The 21,437-nt window shown below is 32.0% G+C and carries 23 protein-coding genes; 22 read left to right on the top strand and 1 reads right to left on the bottom strand.

Features of this window, described 5'->3' with window-relative positions; genetic code table 11:
- Positions 1 to 203: 203 nt before the first annotated feature.
- The 18 genes from CELAL_RS20160 to CELAL_RS20080 all read left to right on the top strand — a co-directional run bounded on the left by CELAL_RS20160 (position 204) and on the right by CELAL_RS20080 (position 16,585).
- Positions 204 to 1,040 carry a LytR/AlgR family response regulator transcription factor gene (locus CELAL_RS20160; RefSeq protein WP_013552752.1) on the top strand — a complete coding sequence of 279 codons (837 nt, stop codon included), beginning with the start codon at positions 204 to 206 and terminating at the stop codon, positions 1,038 to 1,040.
- 123 nt (positions 1,041 to 1,163) lie between these two features.
- Positions 1,164 to 1,826, top strand: coding sequence for a CPBP family intramembrane glutamic endopeptidase (locus tag CELAL_RS20155; protein WP_013552751.1), 663 nt, complete (start codon positions 1,164 to 1,166; stop codon positions 1,824 to 1,826).
- Between the two features lie 232 nt (positions 1,827 to 2,058).
- Positions 2,059 to 2,421, top strand: a complete 363-nt coding sequence (locus tag CELAL_RS20150) for a hypothetical protein (RefSeq protein ID WP_013552750.1) — start codon at positions 2,059 to 2,061, stop codon at positions 2,419 to 2,421.
- A gap of 113 nt (positions 2,422 to 2,534) precedes the next feature.
- Positions 2,535 to 3,053: a hypothetical protein gene (locus CELAL_RS20145; protein ID WP_013552749.1), complete on the top strand. Its 519-nt coding sequence runs from the start codon at positions 2,535 to 2,537 to the stop codon at positions 3,051 to 3,053.
- 359 nt (positions 3,054 to 3,412) lie between these two features.
- Entirely contained in the window at positions 3,413 to 4,147 is a 735-nt protein-coding gene (locus CELAL_RS20140; protein ID WP_013552748.1) for a hypothetical protein, read from the top strand.
- A 176-nt stretch (positions 4,148 to 4,323) separates the two neighbouring features.
- Positions 4,324 to 5,868, top strand: a complete 1,545-nt coding sequence (locus CELAL_RS20135) for a toxin-antitoxin system YwqK family antitoxin (protein ID WP_013552747.1) — start codon at positions 4,324 to 4,326, stop codon at positions 5,866 to 5,868.
- Positions 5,869 to 5,957: 89 nt separating this feature from the next.
- Positions 5,958 to 6,527: a GNAT family N-acetyltransferase gene (locus tag CELAL_RS20130; protein ID WP_013552746.1), complete on the top strand. Its 570-nt coding sequence runs from the start codon at positions 5,958 to 5,960 to the stop codon at positions 6,525 to 6,527.
- A 1-nt stretch (position 6,528) separates the two neighbouring features.
- On the top strand, positions 6,529 to 7,059 hold the full coding sequence (locus tag CELAL_RS20125; protein ID WP_013552745.1) for a hypothetical protein: 531 nt from the start codon (positions 6,529 to 6,531) through the stop codon (positions 7,057 to 7,059).
- Between the two features lie 259 nt (positions 7,060 to 7,318).
- Positions 7,319 to 7,810, top strand: coding sequence for a hypothetical protein (locus tag CELAL_RS20120; RefSeq protein ID WP_013552744.1), 492 nt, complete (start codon positions 7,319 to 7,321; stop codon positions 7,808 to 7,810).
- An 83-nt stretch (positions 7,811 to 7,893) separates the two neighbouring features.
- Positions 7,894 to 8,913, top strand: a complete 1,020-nt coding sequence (locus CELAL_RS20115; RefSeq protein ID WP_013552743.1) for an SH3 domain-containing protein — start codon at positions 7,894 to 7,896, stop codon at positions 8,911 to 8,913.
- Between the two features lie 16 nt (positions 8,914 to 8,929).
- Complete coding sequence (locus CELAL_RS20110) at positions 8,930 to 10,099, top strand: tetratricopeptide repeat protein (protein WP_013552742.1); 1,170 nt, start codon at positions 8,930 to 8,932, stop codon at positions 10,097 to 10,099.
- Positions 10,100 to 10,102: 3 nt separating this feature from the next.
- Positions 10,103 to 11,236 carry a polysaccharide deacetylase family protein gene (locus CELAL_RS20105; RefSeq protein WP_013552741.1) on the top strand — a complete coding sequence of 378 codons (1,134 nt, stop codon included), beginning with the start codon at positions 10,103 to 10,105 and terminating at the stop codon, positions 11,234 to 11,236.
- Positions 11,237 to 11,345: 109 nt separating this feature from the next.
- On the top strand, positions 11,346 to 12,839 hold the full coding sequence (locus CELAL_RS20100) for an SH3 domain-containing protein (RefSeq protein WP_013552740.1): 1,494 nt from the start codon (positions 11,346 to 11,348) through the stop codon (positions 12,837 to 12,839).
- Positions 12,840 to 12,946: 107 nt separating this feature from the next.
- Positions 12,947 to 13,600 carry a sterol desaturase family protein gene (locus CELAL_RS20095; protein ID WP_013552739.1) on the top strand — a complete coding sequence of 218 codons (654 nt, stop codon included), beginning with the start codon at positions 12,947 to 12,949 and terminating at the stop codon, positions 13,598 to 13,600.
- A gap of 180 nt (positions 13,601 to 13,780) precedes the next feature.
- Positions 13,781 to 14,680 (top strand): hypothetical protein, encoded by a 900-nt coding sequence (locus CELAL_RS20090; protein WP_013552738.1) that lies wholly within the window; start codon positions 13,781 to 13,783, stop codon positions 14,678 to 14,680.
- A 95-nt stretch (positions 14,681 to 14,775) separates the two neighbouring features.
- Complete coding sequence (locus tag CELAL_RS20085; protein ID WP_013552737.1) at positions 14,776 to 15,351, top strand: DUF3592 domain-containing protein; 576 nt, start codon at positions 14,776 to 14,778, stop codon at positions 15,349 to 15,351.
- A 404-nt stretch (positions 15,352 to 15,755) separates the two neighbouring features.
- Entirely contained in the window at positions 15,756 to 15,914 is a 159-nt protein-coding gene (locus tag CELAL_RS22435; RefSeq protein WP_169311414.1) for a tol-pal system YbgF family protein, read from the top strand.
- Between the two features lie 239 nt (positions 15,915 to 16,153).
- Positions 16,154 to 16,585: a hypothetical protein gene (locus tag CELAL_RS20080; RefSeq protein ID WP_148229722.1), complete on the top strand. Its 432-nt coding sequence runs from the start codon at positions 16,154 to 16,156 to the stop codon at positions 16,583 to 16,585.
- 487 nt (positions 16,586 to 17,072) lie between these two features.
- On the opposite strand, the gene CELAL_RS20075 is transcribed toward CELAL_RS20080, so the two are convergent.
- Positions 17,073 to 17,966, bottom strand: a complete 894-nt coding sequence (locus tag CELAL_RS20075; protein WP_013552735.1) for an IS1595-like element ISCal1 family transposase — start codon at positions 17,964 to 17,966, stop codon at positions 17,073 to 17,075.
- A 79-nt stretch (positions 17,967 to 18,045) separates the two neighbouring features.
- Between CELAL_RS20075 and CELAL_RS20070 the strand changes: the two genes are divergently transcribed.
- The 4 genes from CELAL_RS20070 to CELAL_RS20055 all read left to right on the top strand — a co-directional run bounded on the left by CELAL_RS20070 (position 18,046) and on the right by CELAL_RS20055 (position 21,289).
- Positions 18,046 to 18,585, top strand: a complete 540-nt coding sequence (locus CELAL_RS20070; protein ID WP_013552734.1) for a hypothetical protein — start codon at positions 18,046 to 18,048, stop codon at positions 18,583 to 18,585.
- A 147-nt stretch (positions 18,586 to 18,732) separates the two neighbouring features.
- Entirely contained in the window at positions 18,733 to 19,407 is a 675-nt protein-coding gene (locus CELAL_RS20065) for a DUF4253 domain-containing protein (RefSeq protein WP_013552733.1), read from the top strand.
- A 328-nt stretch (positions 19,408 to 19,735) separates the two neighbouring features.
- The gene (locus tag CELAL_RS20060; protein WP_013552732.1) at positions 19,736 to 20,422 is read left to right on the top strand and encodes an NAD(P)H-binding protein; all 687 of its coding nucleotides are present in this window, start codon (positions 19,736 to 19,738) and stop codon (positions 20,420 to 20,422) included.
- Between the two features lie 66 nt (positions 20,423 to 20,488).
- Entirely contained in the window at positions 20,489 to 21,289 is an 801-nt protein-coding gene (locus tag CELAL_RS20055) for an SH3 domain-containing protein (protein WP_013552731.1), read from the top strand.
- Positions 21,290 to 21,437 lie beyond the last annotated feature (148 nt).

The raw sequence follows: 21,437 nt of genomic DNA, 5'->3' as shown, positions 1-21,437 counted from the left end.
TTCTGTGCATATTAACAAAGTCCGCTAAATATAAAATTTGGCGTTTATGATAGAAAAGAGAAACCAAAATATTTATATTTGGCTAAGTATAAATTCGAAATGTATCGCTAATTACCTGCCCTACTATTTCTTATATTTAACGTTAGCTTGCAACAGTAAAACCGCATCCTGAGATAGGTGGACTAAAAAAGAGTTTCTAATTCATGAGTACTACAGGACCCACCAAGAATACGATAAAACCATTCTGGCATACCGTCATCAGCAGTGCTGCATGGCCTTGGTTTCAGAAAGTACTAGTAGTGGCAATTTTCTCTTTAGTGATAAATCATTTAGCATCACGAGATAGTTTTCCAGATGGGGATTCGTATAGCTTCCCCTTAGAAGGTTTTTTATCTTCTATAGCCTTATGCATTTTCATAGGAATCATAGCGGAACTTAATTTTAAATATTACAAGAAAAAGCATTTTTCTAAAAAGGTAGAAATTGTCACGATTGTATGGTTTATGGCTTCTACGCTAGTATATACTACACTCATGTATATTCCCGTCAATATTATTTTAAACATAGTTACACGTGGCCAAACGGAGCTCTATTATTTGGTCATCGGTTTGCTAATCACTTTAGTATTAAGTTTTATTTTGATAGGCTTACTGTATGCACAAGACCTATACAATTTATATCAGTTATCTATAAAAGATGCTGAAATCACCATTGAAAGCGGTGCAAAAACAACCAAACTCACCTATGAAAATATTGCGTGCTTTTACAGTGAAAACAAAATTGTGTACGCTGTTCAAAATGCCGGAAAAACAATCAATACCGATTTTACATTAAATGAGCTCGAAGAAAGATTAAATGATCAATTGTTTTTAAGAGCTAACCGGCAAATTATCATTCATAAAGATGCTGTAGATCAAATTGAAAAAATTGAAAATGGTAAGTTGCGTGTTCGTTTAAAAACTTCTGTTGAGAACAATGCAATTAAAGAAATTACGATCAGTCGCTATAAGCGAAAAGCATTTATGGATTGGATTTCATAAAAGATGCTTACAACGACCGACTATTCAGTTCTAAATTTACGACCATTCAGTAAGAACGCCCTGTTTTAAAGAGATTCTTAAAGATTTTGTTCCTTATTTCGCTTAGAAATTAAAAAGAATACCATGAACAAAATCACCTTAAGACAAACATTAATTCCATTATGTACCCTTGCCATCATCTACTTTATATGGTTTGGACCGCTCCAAATTGGTATGATAGAAAATATCGTAATTTCTATACTAATCATAATAGCGAATTATATAGAATATAAGGGCAAACTATTTTCAGCGCTTGGATTTCAACGTGAAAAATTCACGCTAAAAAACATCTTTGTACTTGCTCCATTAATAGCACTAGGACTCTTTGCTTTTTATGTCTTTGCTGTGGTTCCTGGAATAACAAAACTCACAGGGGTTCCTATAGATTATTCAAGCTTTGAGCAACTAGAAGGAAATCTTCCATCTTGTTTAATTGCTTTATTGGTAGTGTGGGCTACTGCAGGATTTGGGGAGGAAATTATCTTTCGCGGGTATTTTATGCGGCAATTTGTAAAATTCTTTGGGGATAGTAAAGTCAGTATAATCCTTAATATCGTCCTATTTGCTTGTTTTTTTGGTTTTATGCATAGTTATCAAGGAATTACAGGGCAGCTTGTTGCTGGGTTTGTGGGATCGCTCTTAGCCTTAATATTCTACTTGCGTAAATACGATTTGTGGTTTATCATTGCCGTTCACGGCTTTTTTGACACTTTTGCTTTAATTTGCATTTACTTTGGTTTGGCGTAACGAGTCCAACTAATGATATATGGGTCACGGGGAGGGGTATAGGCTTTACAACTTAGAAATGATAGCGTGCAATAAAGAATTGAGATAGTAGTATATTAGAGAATTCTTATGACATCCGTATGGAGATTTCTTGTCACTGAGAAAAGGAGTAATGCAAAATAGTTTTTAATAATAATCTGGTTCAATAAAAAAAAATTGATAGAAATAAAATTCAAGTATAAATAGAAGATTAATGGAACATCTAATTGGATATTTTTTTATTACTATAGGGATTATGTGTATGCTAGGAGTAGTGTTGTTATCTAAAGAGCGCATAGGTTGGCTCATTATTAGAGCCAGCATCTGTATGGCTGTTCCTATACTAAGCCTATGGCTCTCTTTACTATTTTTACATTTAAATTTTGCTGAATATTTATTACTTGAGGTTCCATATTCACTACTGTTTTATGCAATTCTTACCATTTTAACATTTATAGTTAACGGTTTTGATATGAAAAATTTACGCTCATTTATAGTGTTTTTGATTGGTTTTATGATGCTATATTTTGGACTCTATTTTGAATTTATTATAGGTACTATGAGGATAGGCTTTTAGTTAGAGTTAGTCATAAAAAAGTGAATCAAAAAAGCTTTATTACGTGCTTAGGTACAAAGAAAAAAATAGTTCCGTGCCTTCGCAGTATTAAGGGCAAAAACCTTGTAAGTACAATGAAAAAATACATTTCAAACAGAAAGATTTTTATCCGCTATTGTTTTTTAGTTTTATTGATGTCAATTAGTTTTTATTCTTGCATATTACAAAAACCTTATGCCGCTAATATAGCTATATTCCAACCGGCTTTTTTGGGTGAGATTAAAGAAAATACTTTGAAAGGTATGGCAGATACGACAGTTGTTTTTATTACCGGAAAGGTGAGTGATTATAAATCGCCTGCTGGAAAAGGGATGGAACTAATCTTTATAAATAAAGAAAACAATAAAGAATTTAAAGCAATCACGGATTCTAATGGTGATTTTGAAAAAATGATGGGCAGTGGATCATACACATTAAAAATCATACCCTATAAATATGGCAGGACTCCAAGGTTGAACTTTGAAAATTTAAATTTTAACTCTGGAGACATCCGCGAAATAATTATTCATACAGAATCATCAGCCGAAACCGTAGGAATAGATACCATTTTTAGGAGTAAAAGAGCCCATAATAAATATCTTAGAAGGCAATAAGAAAATACTACGGTAATAAAAACTATAAGTAATACGAATTTTATGCTGAAGCTAAAGTTTAAAACTGTGAACAACATATACCATATCTCTTTATTTAGCTTTATAAGAGAAAAGAGGTGAAAAGACAAAATGTTTAGGCTTTGGCTAAAACCGGAAGTACATCAATTTTTCTCGGAACCTTCTAGATGCTTTTTTGAATGCCCTCGTAAAAAAATACCACTGGTTTTTTTGAGACTTCTTTATGTTTGGTAGAAAATACACTATATTTTTATATCTTACGTTTTAAACAAAAACCATAGTATCTAATTTTATCTTCCTACTATTCCTAGTAATAAGGCCCTCAAAAACAATAATAAAAAATGAAACTATTAAAAACTAAGTTTGGATTATTATTAATCGCATCATTATCAATTTATTCTTGTAGTCAAAAAAAATGGTCAGAGGAAGATAAAAAAGAATTTATTATAGGTTGCTTAAATGCAAATCAAAGTAGATTTTCTGAAGCTATAGCAGAGGATATGTGTAATTGTATGCTAAATAAAATGATAGAGAAGCATCCCAATATAGCAGAATCAAAAAAAATGAAACCAGAAGAAATTAAAGAAATTGCAGTTTCTTGTTTGCTAACCGATGATAATTCAAATGATAATCTTGTTGTTCATAAAACAAAAAAAGGAAAAGTAGAATTTTTATTAGATAATTGGACAGATGAAAAACAAGACCTTTTCGATTTGCAATGCACAGATGGAGAGGCTTATATGAGTGTATTTGTTCTCGAAAGTATAGACTTAAAAACAGGAACAACTAAAAAAGAAGTTCTAAATATGTATATTAAAGACATTATGTCTAGAAGAGAGAATGTTAAAATGGAAGTGGATGTATATACCCAAAAATATGATGAACAGACCATGTACCAAGCTATTTATACGGCCGACTTAAAAACGAATAAAAACCTATACTCTTTTAATGTAATTGATTTTGGAGAAGATACGGATACTTTTGTATTTGTACTATTTAGTGCTATCCCTTCTTATGGATTTCAAAACATGCAAAATTGGAATGATATATTAAAAACAGCAAAGGTTAATAAATAAGAGATACATAAGTTTTTAGTGAAACCTTTTTGAAGAAAAAAAACTTCTGTTAAATAAAGGTATTAAATATAGTTAAAAGATATTTATATGTAAATGTAAAAAGTGACAGTATTTAATAAATAGACTACTTCTCAAAGTAAACATAATTATAAAATTTAATCGTATTCAATTTAAAAATGGGAAAAATCATACTTACAATATTTAGCGTTTTACTTTTCAATATAGCATATAGTCAAGTAAAAGAAACAATATATTTTAATACCAATTGGGAGCAAACCACAAAGGATGCTGCTGCTTATTATCGTAATTTACCACTAGAAGAAAAAGATAATTTAGTATTGATTAAAGATTATTATATCTCTGGAGCGCCACAAATGATAGGTTGGGCAAGAAAGGAAGATGAAAGTATTTTAGTAGAAGAAGTAAAATGGTTTCATGAAAATGGAAATTTACAACAAATTGCTCATTACTTTTTAAATAGTAACATAGCTCCTGATGGTTTGCAATATGGGGATTATAAAGAGTACTATGAAAATGGTAAGATTTACAGGGAAGAACATTATTTTATGGGAGGCCTAAATGGTATTTCTAATTACTATGATGACAATGGGGAAATAATTACCTCTTGCGTTTATGAAAATGATAGACCAATTGAAGGAGTAACAAATTGTTTTACAACTTATAAAGAAGGGAAACTTATAGAACGAAAGTTGTTATATGAAGATACAAACCAAGTAGCCTATGAAGAGTATCGAGATATCAGCGATAAGCGTAATAATAGCATAGTTTATTACAACAAGAGCGGAGAAATTGTAAGGGAAAAGAAAATCAAATTTTATCCTTCTAAAAAATGTGGGTATGTCCTTGGGATAAAACATATAAAAGATATTTTTCGTAGCTATGCAAAACCCTCAGATGAGGAACTATTTTTTGATAAAAGTGGTGAAATTCTTTATAAAGGAATTACAAAATATGGGAGCCCATTTAATGGTTCTTTTTTTAATACGGATAGCCGTTTATCAGAAGAGTCAGAAGACGAATTATATTATATAGAAACCTATAAAGAAGGAAAAATAAAAAATATCAAAACGTATTTAAAAGACTCAATTTTTACAGAGGGTAATTTTGTAAATGAAGAACCTCACGATGGAACTTTTCAGTTTGTCACCTATTTTAATAACCGTCAGGCTAGTGTTGTTTCTACCTTAAAAGATGGCTTAAAAGAGGGTAAAGAGTCTTATTATGAAGAGATAAAGGATATCAATAAAAATAAATCGCTCGCTTATTTTTATTATAAAAACGGCAAGAAAGATGGAGAGAGTAGTATCTATTCTAATATAGATCGTATATTTTACACTATGGTATATAAGGATGATGAACCTTTTGAGGGATTCATAAAAGACAAAAATCATACTGTTTTACACTATAAAAATGGCAAAATTGTAATGCAAAAGAAATGGATGTCTTATAAAGATTATACGTACTATGAAATTTATAAGAACGATGTAAAAACAGGAGTTGAATACAATTTCCTCGATGATGATGATGATGGACAAGAAATAGCGCCAGGTGTTTTTAAAAATGGTAAGCCTTATAGTGGATTTTTTTTTAATACAGATATAGATACGATTACTTTAGAGTATTACAGGGCAGGAATTAGACAACCAAAACAAGCTAAGGAATTTAGGGAAATTAGCTATCAGGAATTACGATTGGAGTAGTTGTGGTAAAATTTTGCGCTAATGGATAAAATATTAATCGATTACATGAGGAGTAAGCAATATAAACCTAAAGAAAGCAGTCATAAATAATGAACACAACACAATTTTTCTCCTCCACTATACTTCTTGAAAACGAGTCCGTTGTACTACGTCCTCTAGAAATGCAGGATATTGATGCTTTAGAAACTATTGCTTACCATAAGGAGTTAGGGGAGTTTGGCGTAAGAGTAAAAAATAGAGCTGATTTGGTGGAGTATATGAACTTCTGTATGAAGTCCAAAAAAGATAAAGAGCTGTATCCGCTACTCATTTTAAACAAGGAAGACCAAACTCCTATTGGCGTAACCATGTTTGGAACTATTAGTTTTCCGCATCAAAGATTAGAAATAGGGTGGACGTGGATTGGAGCTCAATTTCAAGGCACCGGTATCAATGGCAATTGCAAAGGGCTTCTCCGAGACTATTGCTTTGATGTATTGGGATTGAGAAGGGTAGAGTTCCGAATAGATGTAAAAAATTTAAAATCGCAAAAAGCGGTAGAAAAGTTAGGGGCGGTTAGAGAGGGACTTTTGAGAAATTATGCCATACAATCTTACGGCAATAGTGCGGGCACGTATATGTATAGTATCCTTAGCGAGGAGTGGCGTAAAAGAAAATGATATGATGAACTACTTAAGTTATAGTGTCATTTGTTGTTTTTTGTTAGTATTAGCAAGCTGTCAAACCTCAAAAAAAGAATCGAAACCAGTAGTTGAAAATCTTCCTGTAGTACAGCTTCCAGATAGTTTATTTCGGCTTGATATTATTAATAACGAGAATTTTGTGAGAATTACCATTCCCGAAGGAATAGATTTTGAGTTGCCTGATTCTTTTGCAAAAACGGAACCAGAAAAGTATGCCGATTTTAATGGGGATAACAAACTAGATCTTATGGTGCATTTGGGCGCTTGTGGTACGGGCGGCTGCATGTACGGAATCTTTTTAAACCAATATGATAACTACTATAAGTTGGTGTTTATGGATTATCTAAAAGGAGCCACCTTTGAAAAAGATGAAAACGGATTTTTAAGTTTTCAATCTTATGAAGAAGCAGCCCCTATGAACCCTTCAAAATTATACGTAACCAGCTTTAAGTTTGATCCCAAGGCCTATGCTTTTAAAATAGATAAAACTTTTATTCAAACGAATTGATAGTCGTAGCGTATTCTGCTAATTAGCGCTTATTGATGTGCCACGCATTACTTTCAGAAGCTTTGCTCTCGGTATTTCATTCTTCAATAAATAGACAAATCAAATTTCATTATTGCCCTTAGAAGCCTTTAAAACAAGAGTTTCGCTAAAAAACTAGCCTTATAGTTTATGATACTATTAAGTTTGTAGGAAAATATACTATCTTTTTGCATCCTACGTTCTATACAGCATGCACCTAGTGTATTCCTAAACCAACCCAATGAAAAAGACCCTTCTTATTGCCTTACTAGCTATTACAGTACTAGCGTGTAAAGAGAAACCAACACCAGAACCTAAAGTGGAGCTTGTCGCAATAGAGGACTTAACACCCAGTCCTGCAGGTAGTTCCTCTTTAACGGAAACCCAATTAGCTCATATAAAAAGAATTCATCAGACCTTTGAAGAAGTATATCCTATTTCTCTGGAGGAAACTATCAAAAACTTTAAAAGAGACCTGCATCCAGATAATGAAATAAATATATGGCTGGCAATGACCAATGCTTATGAGCCTTATGCAGCAGTACATACAGGAGCGGAAAAGCTCGAGTATAGAAAAGAGGCTTATAAATTAATTTTAATGCGGACTATGATGCCGGACAAAGAAGCGATTAGTAATGCGAACTTAAAGATATTGAGTGGTAAGGAAGCTCAAGCAATTTTAACGAATTATAAATTGAACGCTACACCCATTAAAGTAAAGACAAATGAGTAGCGTACTGGAATTTTAAGAAGTAGGAAATCATTCTAAACGCTACTAAAATCCGGAGCAATTAATAACAATTACGAAGAAATAAGATGAACTATAGAATCTTTCTTGTACTAATATTTTTCTCATTCTATTCTTTTAGTCAGAAAGAGTATAGTGTCACAGCTAAAAGCGGCTTATCAGTACGAGATACTCCAAGTATAGCGGGCAAAAAAATTGGAAAACTAGAATTTGATGAAAAAATAGTGCTCCTAGAAGAGACGGATTTTTCTTTTAGTACAGAACATATAAATGGATTCTGGGTTAAGGTAAAATCTAATAGTATAGGAGAAGGTTATGTTTTTAATGGTTTTCTGAAGCTTTTTACAGGAAATAAAATAAAGTATACGCTAAAGGATGGCGAAGACCTCCATAAAGAATTGATAGCTACAGTGAATGGTAAGGAAACAGTGCTCATTAGTTTTGAAGATGAAGCTTGCTTTGATCTCATAGAGATACAGGATTACGATGATGATGGCTACGAAGAAGTGCTTTTAGAAGCTAATGCGTGTGGAGGAAATTGTTGCGGCAATTCTTTATTTACCTTCTCTTTTAACGGCAATGAATTTAACCGGTCCAATGATATAGGATACTATTTTGGTGGAATGAATTTGAATTATGATCAGCATACGAATAGACAGTTTGTGGTTGAGACGAATGCTATTGGAGCAGGAAATACGGCATTATGTGAAGATTTGGAAGAAACGTATGTTTTTGATACCCATGATTTTCAATTAGTAGAAAGTAAGGGAGATCATAAATTAAGTGCGCTCATAGAATTAAAATCAAGCGATTTTCTATCGCAAGAAGCTGGTACAGAATATTTAACGATAGCCTATGATTTAGATGGCAATGGCGTTATGGATCAAATTTCTGGTAGCTATTGGGAACGATGGGGAATTTTAAACAACTGTACTATTGTTTTAAATAATGAAGCTCTAGAAATAGAGGCTATTGGATCTCCAAAAAGAATAGGCGTATTAGCATCAAAAACAAACAATGTAAATGATATTGTTATTGAATGTGATACTGTATTGATATGGAATGGAATTAATTATGTAGAAAAATAATCTAACTAAAACAACCATGAATAAGAAAATCTTAACCCTAGTAGCATTAATTATGAGTGCTGTATCTTTTGCACAATCTTCTTCGGAAATATTGGTATTGAGTGCCGTCGTTAAAGATAAAGTAATGCCGAATGCTGAAATTATTTTTCAGAAAAACGGAGAAACATCTATTACTAAATATACAGATAGCCAAGGAAAAGTAAGTATTCCGGAGCACTATAGAAATGATTCGGAGGTCATTTTAATTATAAAAAAAGACGGGTATTCGCCTTTAATAACCAAGTGCTTGTGTGATGGCTTAACCTATGCCATTAGTCCGACCATGCAAGAATTAGATGGAATGCGAATTGTGTTAAGTTGGGGAGTTTCTCCTTACGATATAGATTCTCACTTGTCATATGCTGGTGGTTACGTTTGTTTTCATAAGAAAGAAGCTGATCAAGCAAATCTAGATGTTGATGATACAGATAGTTACGGACCAGAAACCATTACTATCGCAAAAAAGAAACAAGGAGAAAAATATGTGTATGCTGTGCATAATTATTCTGATAGAAAATTAATAAATAATGCAAACCTATCAAATGTAAGTAGGGCTAAAGTGTATATCTATATAGGAAATACTCTTGTAAAAACATACTCAATGCCAGTGGGGAAGAAAGGTAATATCTGGATTCCTTTTTTAATTGATGAAATGGGAAATATTGTTGATGTGGGTGATTTTAAAAATGCATCTACATGGGAAGGTGTAAGTACTATTTTGCAAAACTACAGATTTGATGGAGCTATTATCGAGGCTTCAAGCTTTAATATAGCAGAATCACAGGCTGTTAATAGAAAAGGAGAGGAAGAATACCATGCAGGAAATTTAGAAAGCGCGGTTTTATTATTTCAAAATGCCATTGAATTAAATCAAGGAAATGGACAAGCGTATAGTAATTTAGGCTTAGCTTTTCAAAAACTGAATAAAGAGGCAGAAGCTTTATGGGCCAACAGAAAAGCAATAGACCTTGCATCGGGTAGTAAAGCACATTATGTAAGAGCTAGTTCTTATTACAATATTGCTAGGATATATGAAAAGAAAAGCCAGTGGGAAGACGCCCTACAAAACTTTGAGCTGGCACAGCAAAATAGAGCACGTGAAGCCTATACGAAAGGAATAGCAAGAATGCAGTCAAAACTAAGATAACACATGAAAAAAAGTAGCAATAGTATCTGTTTCATGTTATTTTTAATGCCCTTATTTTTCTTTGGTGCTAATGGCGCTAAAGTTGATATTATGGATACGGAGCCTTGGCCTTTGAAAATGGAATCGAACTTGAGTTTTGATATAGCCTCTAAATGTGAGATGCTTGTTTTTATTGAAGTGTTCAATAGTTATGATTCTTTATCAGAGAGCGTCCTAACACAACGCGTTGCTCTTAAAAGCGTAAATACGGAGTCGGTAGCACAATGGAAAGAAGCTACTAAAACAAGAATACTGTTAAATTTCAATCAGCTTTCTGATGCCGCTTTAAAAGAGCTAATTCCAATAAGTAAAAACAGTAATTGGAATGCCTTATCCTTAGCGACATTAGAACAGCAGTTTCCTAGTACATTTAATGCTTGGTATGTTGCTACAAAACTTTTTTATGAGGATTATGTAAAAGAGCAAATTAGATTAGCCGCTTTGTTCCCTAAAATTACCAGTGAAATAATACCATTTTCGGATATCGAAATTCAAGGACATAATTTTACAGATAAAAATTTCTTGTTAACGTTCGATGATGGTCCTACTTTAGGGAATGGAAATACGGATAAACTGATACAGGTATTAGATACGTACAGCTTATCTGGGATGTTTTTTGTTTTAGGCGATAATTTTGAAAAGCGATTAAAAGCTTCTTCTAAACAAGCACTACAAGAGCTTTATGGAGAAAATAGGCTGCTTTCTCATGGAAAAGTGCATAAGGCACATCAAAAATATGCAGAATGGCAAGCATCTATTGATGATACAAACACCCTGATTCAAAATGTTTTCCCAACAGAAAATAAGAACGACCTACTGTATTTTAGACCTCCGTACGGCCAAAGAAATACGGATATGGTAGCTTATTTTACGGATAAGAAATCTAAAATTATATTATGGAATATAGACTCCAGAGATTGGAGTGCTAAGTTAAACGTGCAGCAAGTTGCCCAACGTGAAATAAAATTGATGTTGCTTTGGAGAAAAGGCATTTTGTTGTTTCATGATATCCATTCTAAAGTTCAGGAGGTACTGCCAATAGTACATGAGTATTTTAAGGATACAGAAATCATCTGGATGAAGCCTCGCGATTTTTAGCATAAAAATACAGATCACCTTTAATTAAAGTTGCGTTTCTGTAGTAGTAAGGTACATTCAAAATTAGAAAGATATTCAACAGTTTAAAATTAGCAAAATACATATGCTCATGAAATCTATTTATCTCTTAATTTTTACGCTAATACTTGCTTGTAATAACCCAAAAAAAGAGGAAAGTGTAGAAGCCAATACTGTATCAGATATTGTAACTATTTCCTATGGATTAAATAATGGTTCTGGTCAGTGTAATACACAACTGTATGCTAGGATAAATGGCGAGCGACAAGTGCTAATTGATTTTGATCAGCATAAGTTTTTATATATCCAATTGCAAGACGATTTCAATAATGATGGCTTCTTAGATGTTTTGGTAGAAAATAGAAAGGGGTGTCATTCAGAAACTGGCAGCACTTATCTGGACCATGAAGGAAGTTCTTATTTTATTATGGCGTATGATGGTCAACAATTTAAAATCTCTAATGAAGTAGGTAAAGACTGGGATGGTATTGAAATGGAAATGCAAGACGGAAAACTTCATTTAACCATAGATACGGCCGAAGAAAGAAGTTATACCTACAGCGATATATTATCTTGTAATGATACGGAAGAAACGTTTGTTTTAGAAAATTTTAAAATGAAACAAGTTGGGATACATCGAAAAACTAAAATGGCGACAGTGATGGAAATGGATTGCCTGTCACTTATTCAAAAGTTTTCTATTGTTGAATCTTATGAAGAATTTAATGTTTATCTTAATAATGATGGTTATAAAGATAAGTTAAGGTTTACCTATTATAAAGATTTGAAAGGCTATGATAACCTGTATCTTCGGCTAGCTAATACATATAATGATATAGAAATAAAGACACAGAAAAGAAGTGTAAAGCGATTGGGAATCTTAGCGTCTAAAACCAATGGCTACCATGATTTAGTCATAAATTGTGACGAAATTATGTCCTGGAACGGAGAAGAATATAGGTATAAAAATATGTACAAATCAGGAAATAAGTACCGAGTATTTGCTAAAAACGGTTTAATTATAAGAGATAGTCCAGATGGCATTCCAATCGGGAAATTTGACTATAATGCCGAAATTAATGTTATTGAAAAAACAGAAATTGAAATGAATTATGAAGAAGAAGAGTATGTGACCATAGAAGGATATTGGTATAAAGTTAATTTTTTTGATGAAGATAGTAATGCTACCAAACAAGGTTTTGTATTTAGTGGCTATTTAGCAAACCTAGATTATTGTTCAATTTTTAGTGACTGGAATGAAGTAAGTATCTCGAAAAATGCAATTGTTTATAAATTACACGGACAATGTTATTACACCTATCCAGTAAAAATTATTAGCGATACTGAAGTTGAACTTATTTGGTCACAAGACGGTGACTGCGTATTTCTAAGTGGACTTGATGAAGATTTTGCTCTTATAATATCTCCAGAGAAAGGAAAACCATTTGCAAAATTTACGTTAGATGGGGATACTTTAAAAGCAAGCTATTATTATCCTGATTGGGTAAAAGAATACAATCAGAAATATCCTGCAATTTTTTCAGAAACATACACTTTAAATTACCCTTCATTAATTGATTATTAAGCATCAGAAGAAAACTTTTTTAATATTAGTTGAACTTAGTAGTAAAAAATAAATACTAAATAAACTGCAACTCATAAGAATAATAGCGTATTCATTAAAAAACAGAAATGGATTTAAAGGACCCTTACATATTTTTTCCGTTACTCATAAGTCTTAATTTACTAGCGTATGTAATAAATGTAGTGATCAGTATTCTTTGGGATAAAGCTTTAAAAATTAAAGCGACCATTACAAGAAAAGAGATACTAGCATCATTAATAATCGTACTCCTAAATACGGCCATTGCAATTCCTGGATATGTACTATGGATAAACGGACTAATTGTTTTTTCGAGCATGCCAGCACTAGTAACATTTATACTATTAGTCTTGGTGCTAGATCTTTTAATGTATGTGTTGCATTGGGCCTCTCATACCATAGGCTTCTTGAAAGAAATACATTTAAAACATCATGAACATTCCGAAGAGTTTAATTCCGTTAGCCTCTACTACATGTCTCCCTGGGAATCTATTTTCTTTGGACTCTTGTTAACCGTAGTAGTCCTACTCTTGCCACTTAATATCTATGGCTTTATTGCATTTCTAGTTTTTAATTGGTTTTATGGCGTTATGACACACTTGAATGGTAGGAGCGAAAAGCCTTATTTTTTAATTTTCACGACTAATTTTTTTCATAAAAATCACCATAAATTATCGCATAAAAATTATGGTTTTTATACGTTTATTTGGGATAAAATATTTAGAACTGAGAAAATAATTTAGTGTACCAGGCGTTAGGGAATAGGAGGCATCTACATCGTTTAAAAGTTATAAGTTTTCACAGAGGAGAGACTATTTAAAAAAGAATTTTTCTTCTAAATAATAATATTGATTTGTTCAAAGAACAATCAGAAAAACAACAATGTTTATAACTATACTTTATTATATAATTTTTACTTACTTATGAAAAAAACACTACTTATTATTTTATCTATAGTATCACTTGTTGCTTGTGATAATGATTCGTCAGAAAAAGAAAATGCTACTACAGATTTAGAGATATTCGTTGATGGTACTTTTTACAAAAACACCTCATTTCAATCGGGCGCAAATGAAAATTGTGGATTTATAAATCTTAATATGTACTCTTTAGGAGCCGACGATTTTATCTTTGATATGCAAATGACCTTCTTAAAAAATGGTGAATTGCTAAAACTTTATTTAACACAGATAACTGAAGATGGTACTCGGGTAAGTTTCCATCCCCCTTACTTAAATGAATCTGCTATACGAATTGAAAACTTTGTATATGATGAAGCGAAAGAAATTGTATCGTTTGATTTTGGCGGAAAATTATATAATCCGCTAGATAATACACTGATAAAAACTATATCCGGTACCCTAAAGTACCCAAATTTAGGTTCCGATGAATGTGTACCACAATTCGTGCCTCAAATTACTTATGATACAGACGAGTTTAAATTTATTGCAAATCGCGTTATGCAAAATAAGCCTACAGCGTCTAGCTATAGTTTTGACTTCTATTCAACGAGTGAAAGCCGAATAACGATTAATTTAGATGAAAATGTTTGGGACTTACCATTAAAGGCATATAGTTTTGATCAATCTTCAACTGCGAATTACGTACAATTTGCCACGTATTCTAATAGTATAGCTACTACAAATCAAGAAGAAAGATGGTTTTCTTATGATACTGAAGGGGAGATTGTGATAGAGGAAAAAGTAATTGAAGGGGGTCGGGATAAATTAAGAGGTACTATAACTATGAAGATTTTTAATAATACTTCCTTAGAATATACGATAGAACGAATGGATTTTAATATTTGGAAAGATTCTGAGTAGTACAAATATTTAGATGGAGTTGTTTTTAAGTATGACTTTTAGACTTATTTTTTAAAGTTTCTTCATGCACTAGTGACATTCCAACAAGCAACACTATGAAATTCAATCTCTCTAATTGGAGTTTAGATGTATTACCTACGATTTTTGTGTGCATTTTATTGCCGTTATTTTTATACTTTGCTCTTTGGCTTTTAATAACTGGGATACTAGGAACTATAAGAATGGTGCAAAGTAAGAATTGGACACCTTGTGAAGGAAAAATTTTAGGATCAGAAATTAAGTCTAAAAATTTTCCTGATGAAGGAGGTGGAGTTGACGTATTATATGCAAGAATAACTACGTACGTTTATTCAGTCAATCAAAAATATTACCTATCAAATCAGACTTTAGCATCAGATTCTTTATACGCAAAAGAGTATTCCTCAAACAAGAAGAATAATACTCTAGATCATTATGAAAAGCTCTTAAAAGAGCTTAATTCGGGAAGGAGTATCGAAGAGGTGAAGGGCGAATTGGTACAAGTATATTATAATCCTAAAAATCCAAATAGCGCTTGCCTTGACAATAGCTTTAAAAAGCAAATAGTATTGCCGCCTATCTTTATGAGTTTTGTGTTATTAACAATACTTTGCTATATTATTTTTAGCTTGTTGACACCTATATTAGCATAAATAAAAAGATAAGGAAAATTTCATAATTGCCCTAAATGAATAAGGTGTTTAACTAAAATAGAGTAGTAGTAAATGAGCTCAAAGATACCCACTGTTAGGCAAACAAATTGGTTTTCAATAATTCCCCATATAGGTGTTATGTGGGGAGTAATTTTATTATGGCAGCAAATAGCTCCTAAAGAATCATTATTTATGGGGCTGTAACGTATTTAATACTTTCTTTTTCCCTAAGAAATTTAATTCCTAGGGATCATAGAAAAGGAATAAAGAATAACAATCAGAAGAATTTTTTAGTAGCCATTGAAAATTTTAAAAAAAGCTATGTTTTCTTCAAGAAATATGAATGGGTTGATACCTATCGTTTTTTGACCTTATTAAGTTCTTCAAATATGTCATATCGGGAGATGACATTAGCTAATATAGGTTTTTGCTATTCTCAAATTGGCGATGGCATACAATCTAAAACATATTATGAAAGAACTTTAAAAGAATTTCCAGAAAGTGAATTAGCACGAGCGGCATTAAAAATGATAGCTTCCGTGGAGAAAAACGGACAAGAGTAAATACATAAAATCTTATCAGATCCCTTGTCTAAAAGCAAATACAACTAAACTTCCCTATAAACCGGGTATTTTAAAAACGGGAAGTGCAGTACATTTATCCTTTAATTACAATAAAGCATAATCAGTGTGAATCTATTAACCAAATGAGAAATAAAATTCTGAGTTTACTCTTTGCGATGGTACTGTTATTTGCTTGTAAATCAGTAAAAAGCACCTCGAAAAACAACGAAAATTTAAGCATGAATTTCATTGAGATTTCAAAGGTAATACCTCCAGGAAAGTTTGAAGAAATTCAGCGTTTTTTATTGAAGAATGGCGATAGAAGAACGTATCGAAATTTTGATAACCATAACCCTCATTATACATTTTCAAATTGTGAGGTATTCCTTGGAGCCGATATAGGACAACGCAATAGCAACAATAATCCTGCGATTTCAAATTTTAATCAACTTACGATAACCGATTATGATTCCGCACTTAGATATTATGAACTCATTATCGTTAGAAAAGGAGATTTAGAAGCAGAGAAAGCGTGGCTTAAAGAAGGAATGGAAGAGGAGCAGGTGTATCTTGTAGATATTTATGGGAAAGGCTTAGTCTTGATGAAAAAGAACTTATCCGTTTATGTAGAACAAATTGAAAAGGAATTAATGGCAGATACCAAGAAATAAATAGCTTCGCTACTAAAGTTTATCTAATTAATGGTAACATTTTTTGCGAAAAAATCACGACCTAATGCTAAGGTTAAAGTATAAAGAATGCGTTTGTAAACACTTAAAATCATGAAATAAACTATTGTTTTTATTGTACTAATGCTATCATTACTTTTTAGTGCTAGCCAAGAAATAGAAGTAGGAGGAGAAATTATATTTAAAGAGGCGTAAAAATGAACATATTTAAAAAATTACTTAGTAAAAAAAATCTCATGAATAAAAGACATTAGCGTCTTAATAAGTAATAGCTATAAAGGACTGAACAGGATAATACGATTTTCTAATGTAATGTTTTACCTATATTTACTAAATCTGTAGCATATTTAGTAGTAAAACGTTAAAAATTGGTTGATTGAGAAAAAATGAATTAAGCAAAAACAGTATGCAACCCATCGTTTAAATGTAAACATAAATTGAATTAATTAAACCTTATAGAGGTCAGTAGTTAATTACTTATTAATTCAGCTTGATTGATTTTATCATTATTGACCATTTTAACAATAAGATTATTGAATATTGTAGCTTTACTTTGAGATCTGTTTATTCTAAAACAAAATTCATTGAAATATCTATTTAAATTATTGTCACTAACCCAAGAATAAGTTGTTCTTATCCAAGATTTAACCTGATGTATCATTGTATGAAGCGCTTTAAAATTTAACCCTCCATTACTTTCTATTTGTGTGATGTCGTAAGCCTTTGCAATAGGACTATAGCCTCTCCATTTATCTGTAGTAATCTTTGCGTTTCGGCTGATATGGTTGACAAAAATATATTGTAAGGATTGTGCTGAAAAATCATCTATTTTCATAGCATACATTCTTTTTACCTTTCCATTTTCTGTAAGCTGAACAGCTGTAACCGCCTTCTTTTTCTTAGCATTGTAGCTTCTGCCAACTTTTGTTTCTTCTCTGCCCCCTAAAACAAATTCATCTACATGAACAACTCCGTCCATAGGATTATTCCCACTCGAAGACATAGCTTCTCTGACCTTAAGCATAAAAAGTCTAGCTGTTTTTTCTGTTACTCCGTAACGTACTCCCATATAACTTGCAGATAAGCTTTTCGTGCTTGTAGCCATCTCAAAACAAATAAAAAATGCTTTGCGAACACCAAACTTTACCTTGTGAAATAAAGTATCTGCTGTTGCGGATTCTGTATGTCTACAAATATTACATTGCCTAGAGAAATCAGCACGTGTTTGACAGGCTATATGATTGCATCTAGAACATTTAAAAGGGGTTTTAGACTTAATATTTGCTAAATATTCTTTGCAATCATTGTCCGTTTTGAAGCAATCAGAGAACTCTAGAAGATTTTGACCCTTGAAAATATCCATAATTTAATATATTTACTGAGTATCAAGATACGAAGTTAGCTACTGACCTCTAAAACCTTAAATAGTAAACCAAACTGAAATGACACATTATAAAATTACGATTATCACCTTATTATCAACATTATTAATGACTTCTTGTTTAAGTACAGAAGAGAAAAAAATAAAGGCAGAGGAAGAAGGAAATGCAATGGTTTCCATTAAATCGAAATTAATAAAAGGTGCTGGAGATGCTTTAAAAACAGACGGAAAGGAAGCTTTAGAATCTGCTAGTGAAGGTATTGGAGAAGCTTTTAAAGGCTTAACTACGGGCTATGATAAAAGTATCAATCAAGCCAAAGTACTTTCGGACTCTATTTTTTCTAAAACCTTCGAAATAGGGCGTACTGAAAAAATTTATAGTGATACTACTAATATTAAAAAAGTAACGGTTTATCTAATCGCGAACCAATCCTTTGATCGTAAAATTAAATTGAAAGCTTATGATCAGTCAAAAAGAGAAATAGGCAGAAGTACAAAGAAAATTACAATAGAAGAGGATGATGCGCTGTTCATTGATTTTGAATTTGACAATAGAACTCCTTTATTACAAGCAGATTATTTTATAATTAGTCACAATTAGGAGCAAAAAACGCTTCATAAAGACCACCACAGTATAGTATTCTATAGTGGTAATTATACCGTAGGGTAGTTACTTATCCTAAATGAACTGGTCTTTTAAGGACTGTTTTATTAAAACCTATAGTTTATAAATTTTAGATAAAAAAATATGAAAAAAATAGGTGTTCTTTTATTGTTAATTGCGTTTGTTGGTTGCAATGAAAATCCATCAAATCTTTCAGATTCAGAACAATTATTATTTAAGAAAGTAGGTTTTGATGCTGAAGTTTTCAATGAATTGAAGCAAAGTATAACAACGGAATTTACTCAATTTGAAACTGCAGAACCAGGTTATTCTGTTGGAGAAAAGGGGGAGAAAATAAAATTGGGTCTACAAGAACAAAATGGTATTTCATTTAAAGTTTTGGAAGGACAATCTGATGCTATTATTTTGAATACTAAAAATAAACTTTTTAAGAATGGTTATTTAATTTTCTTATCTGAAAATGGCTATACAAGCCCTTCAACACTATCCATTATAAAATCTACAGACCAATTTGATATTCTGAGGATTCAGAAAACAGATGGGATTAATTATGGTTTAGAAAATTCAGATATTATAGCCAAACTCAAAGAATGGGATGATCTGTATGGTATTGAAATATTAGGTGCGGATTATGATTGGGTAGATTTAACATTTAAAAGTTCAATTCCTGATGCGTCCTTATTTGCCCAAGAAGTGTATGATTTTTGCCCAGATTCAGTAGACCAAGGAGTAGGCGAAATAGAAATACTTGAAGAAATGATTGTGGAATACAAAAGACTATTCCTATGGTGGGATTAATGTCTTAAGCTAAAAGACGTTTTTAAATAAAAATATTAGAAGACAATTTTCCAATTTCAAAGTAAATAGCAACCAGCTCAAATTTGGGAATATTTGACGCATCCAAAATATACAATAGAATTTACAAAAGATCTTGTTATCATCACCAAAACCATTTTTACTAGATTTTAAAAAGGGAGAATTTTATGTAGTCATTACAAAAGGAGTAGATGAGCTCACAGCCCATTGGAGTTAAAAGTATATTAGTTTTCGGTTATATTTGCTATGATTAAGCATTCTTTAAAGGCTAAAATAACCGTTGCAACCATCTTATTTATAGCATAGTATTATGACCTTAAAATCCAATCAAACAGCAATAGTAATGTTAGGGGCAAGTGGTGCGGTGGGTACAGAAACCTTACAAGCGTTACTTCAATTAAAAAACATACCCCAGTTAACAATACTGGGCAGAAGTCCCATACCAAATGTAAGCGGTGCAACCGTGCAGCAGCAAAAAATTAATATCATGGATGTGAGTTCTTACCAAAATTATTTAAAAGGCCATACGGCAGCTATTTGCACCTTAGGGGTTGGGGAGCCTTCAAAAATTAGTAAAGAAGAATTTATAAAAATTGATAAAACAGCGGTACTAGATTTTGCTGTAGCATGTAAAAATTCTGGTATCAAGCATTTTGAACTTTTGGCTTCGGTAGATATCAATCCTAAATCAAAATCTTTTTACCTCAGAGTTAAAGGCGAGTTAGTAGCGGAACTAAAAGCGTTAAATTTTGATCGCTTAAGTATCTTTCAACCCTCCATGATTCTAACGCCACATAACCGTTACGGAATTGCGCAGGCTATTTCGTTAAAAGTTTGGCCACTTTTGAAGCCTCTATTAATGGGGAAGTTTCGGAAATATCGTGGAATTCCTGTACGAGTTCTAGGACAGGCAATAGCAAAAAATATTTTTATAAAAGGTACATCTTTTGAACTTCTACAATGGGATGAATTTTATGCCCTAGCAGAAAAGGAGTAATTGGGCTATTAAGCTATTAAGTCTATGAGTCCGTTTAAAAGCTATTAATAATATCCTATACTTAATATGATGAAATTTAAATTAGTGTGTATTTTTCTTATCCTCCCATTTTTAATTGTTGCTCAAGATGAATCTGAAAGTATTGAGGCTATTATAAAAGAGTACCAGGAAAATTATGCGAACCATAGTGAAGATTTTTCAATCAAATTAATAGATGTAGACAATGATAGCGATTTGGATTATATTTTTAGTTTCGGATGCGGTGAAGGTAATTGCTTGAGAGTTCACCTGAATACTAATGGCGCCTATAAGAAAGTGATAGACGAGTTTGGAGTAGTAAGCATCGATTTTATGGATTCAAAAAATAATGAGGCTTCAAAACTTATTTTAAATTCAGTAACCAATCATTGTTGCGGAGAAAGTCCTTTTGGTTCTCATAGAGTTTTTTATTTTGCTGCAGATGAAGTTCATCTTAAAAATAATTATGTTTCCTACAATCACGATGATTATAATGATGAAGATAATTATCGGCTAGAACTATTACCTGCATATTTCCTAGACGAGGCATATGAAGTGCGTATTACGACAGACAATTATAATGTTCGGTTTTCGGCAGATTTAAATAGTCATCATGCAATTTTTACGTGTGAAGAGCAAACAAATATTATAACAAAATTATATAAAGGGGCCGTGGTCAACGTTTTGGCAGCACATAGAGGGAATGATCATGAGGAAAGAACCTGGTTATATGTAGAAATCTCAAATGAAGCCATAAATGATGAAGCATGTTCATCTCCTATATCTTATGCTTTTGACCATCAAAAGTTGAGAGGGTGGATTAGCGATAAATATGTTGAGAAAATTTAATAAGGGGGTCTAACAAGAGAATAAACAAATACCTCTTTTATAATACTACTAATAAAAATAAAGGGTTCAAAAGACTCAATATTAGATGGCTGCAAAAAATATTAATCAGCCACTAATTTAAAAATTTAAAAATAAACCAAATAGATAA

This window comes from Cellulophaga algicola DSM 14237, assembly GCF_000186265.1.
In the GTDB taxonomy this organism is placed as follows: Bacteria; Bacteroidota; Bacteroidia; order Flavobacteriales; family Flavobacteriaceae; genus Cellulophaga; species Cellulophaga algicola.
Note: the sequence above shows the minus strand (reverse complement) of the source record. Positions and strands in the feature narration are given on the sequence as shown.

Coding starts and splice junctions, on each gene's coding strand:
- CELAL_RS20160 (WP_013552752.1), top strand. CDS start 204: ATGAGTACTACAGGACCCACCAAGAATACGATAAAACCATTCTGGCAT.
- CELAL_RS20155 (WP_013552751.1), top strand. CDS start 1,164: ATGAACAAAATCACCTTAAGACAAACATTAATTCCATTATGTACCCTT.
- CELAL_RS20150 (WP_013552750.1), top strand. CDS start 2,059: ATGGAACATCTAATTGGATATTTTTTTATTACTATAGGGATTATGTGT.
- CELAL_RS20145 (WP_013552749.1), top strand. CDS start 2,535: ATGAAAAAATACATTTCAAACAGAAAGATTTTTATCCGCTATTGTTTT.
- CELAL_RS20140 (WP_013552748.1), top strand. CDS start 3,413: ATGAAACTATTAAAAACTAAGTTTGGATTATTATTAATCGCATCATTA.
- CELAL_RS20135 (WP_013552747.1), top strand. CDS start 4,324: ATGGGAAAAATCATACTTACAATATTTAGCGTTTTACTTTTCAATATA.
- CELAL_RS20130 (WP_013552746.1), top strand. CDS start 5,958: ATGAACACAACACAATTTTTCTCCTCCACTATACTTCTTGAAAACGAG.
- CELAL_RS20125 (WP_013552745.1), top strand. CDS start 6,529: ATGATGAACTACTTAAGTTATAGTGTCATTTGTTGTTTTTTGTTAGTA.
- CELAL_RS20120 (WP_013552744.1), top strand. CDS start 7,319: ATGAAAAAGACCCTTCTTATTGCCTTACTAGCTATTACAGTACTAGCG.
- CELAL_RS20115 (WP_013552743.1), top strand. CDS start 7,894: ATGAACTATAGAATCTTTCTTGTACTAATATTTTTCTCATTCTATTCT.
- CELAL_RS20110 (WP_013552742.1), top strand. CDS start 8,930: ATGAATAAGAAAATCTTAACCCTAGTAGCATTAATTATGAGTGCTGTA.
- CELAL_RS20105 (WP_013552741.1), top strand. CDS start 10,103: ATGAAAAAAAGTAGCAATAGTATCTGTTTCATGTTATTTTTAATGCCC.
- CELAL_RS20100 (WP_013552740.1), top strand. CDS start 11,346: ATGAAATCTATTTATCTCTTAATTTTTACGCTAATACTTGCTTGTAAT.
- CELAL_RS20095 (WP_013552739.1), top strand. CDS start 12,947: ATGGATTTAAAGGACCCTTACATATTTTTTCCGTTACTCATAAGTCTT.
- CELAL_RS20090 (WP_013552738.1), top strand. CDS start 13,781: ATGAAAAAAACACTACTTATTATTTTATCTATAGTATCACTTGTTGCT.
- CELAL_RS20085 (WP_013552737.1), top strand. CDS start 14,776: ATGAAATTCAATCTCTCTAATTGGAGTTTAGATGTATTACCTACGATT.
- CELAL_RS22435 (WP_169311414.1), top strand. CDS start 15,756: ATGACATTAGCTAATATAGGTTTTTGCTATTCTCAAATTGGCGATGGC.
- CELAL_RS20080 (WP_148229722.1), top strand. CDS start 16,154: ATGAATTTCATTGAGATTTCAAAGGTAATACCTCCAGGAAAGTTTGAA.
- CELAL_RS20075 (WP_013552735.1), bottom strand. CDS start 17,966: ATGGATATTTTCAAGGGTCAAAATCTTCTAGAGTTCTCTGATTGCTTC.
- CELAL_RS20070 (WP_013552734.1), top strand. CDS start 18,046: ATGACACATTATAAAATTACGATTATCACCTTATTATCAACATTATTA.
- CELAL_RS20065 (WP_013552733.1), top strand. CDS start 18,733: ATGAAAAAAATAGGTGTTCTTTTATTGTTAATTGCGTTTGTTGGTTGC.
- CELAL_RS20060 (WP_013552732.1), top strand. CDS start 19,736: ATGACCTTAAAATCCAATCAAACAGCAATAGTAATGTTAGGGGCAAGT.
- CELAL_RS20055 (WP_013552731.1), top strand. CDS start 20,489: ATGATGAAATTTAAATTAGTGTGTATTTTTCTTATCCTCCCATTTTTA.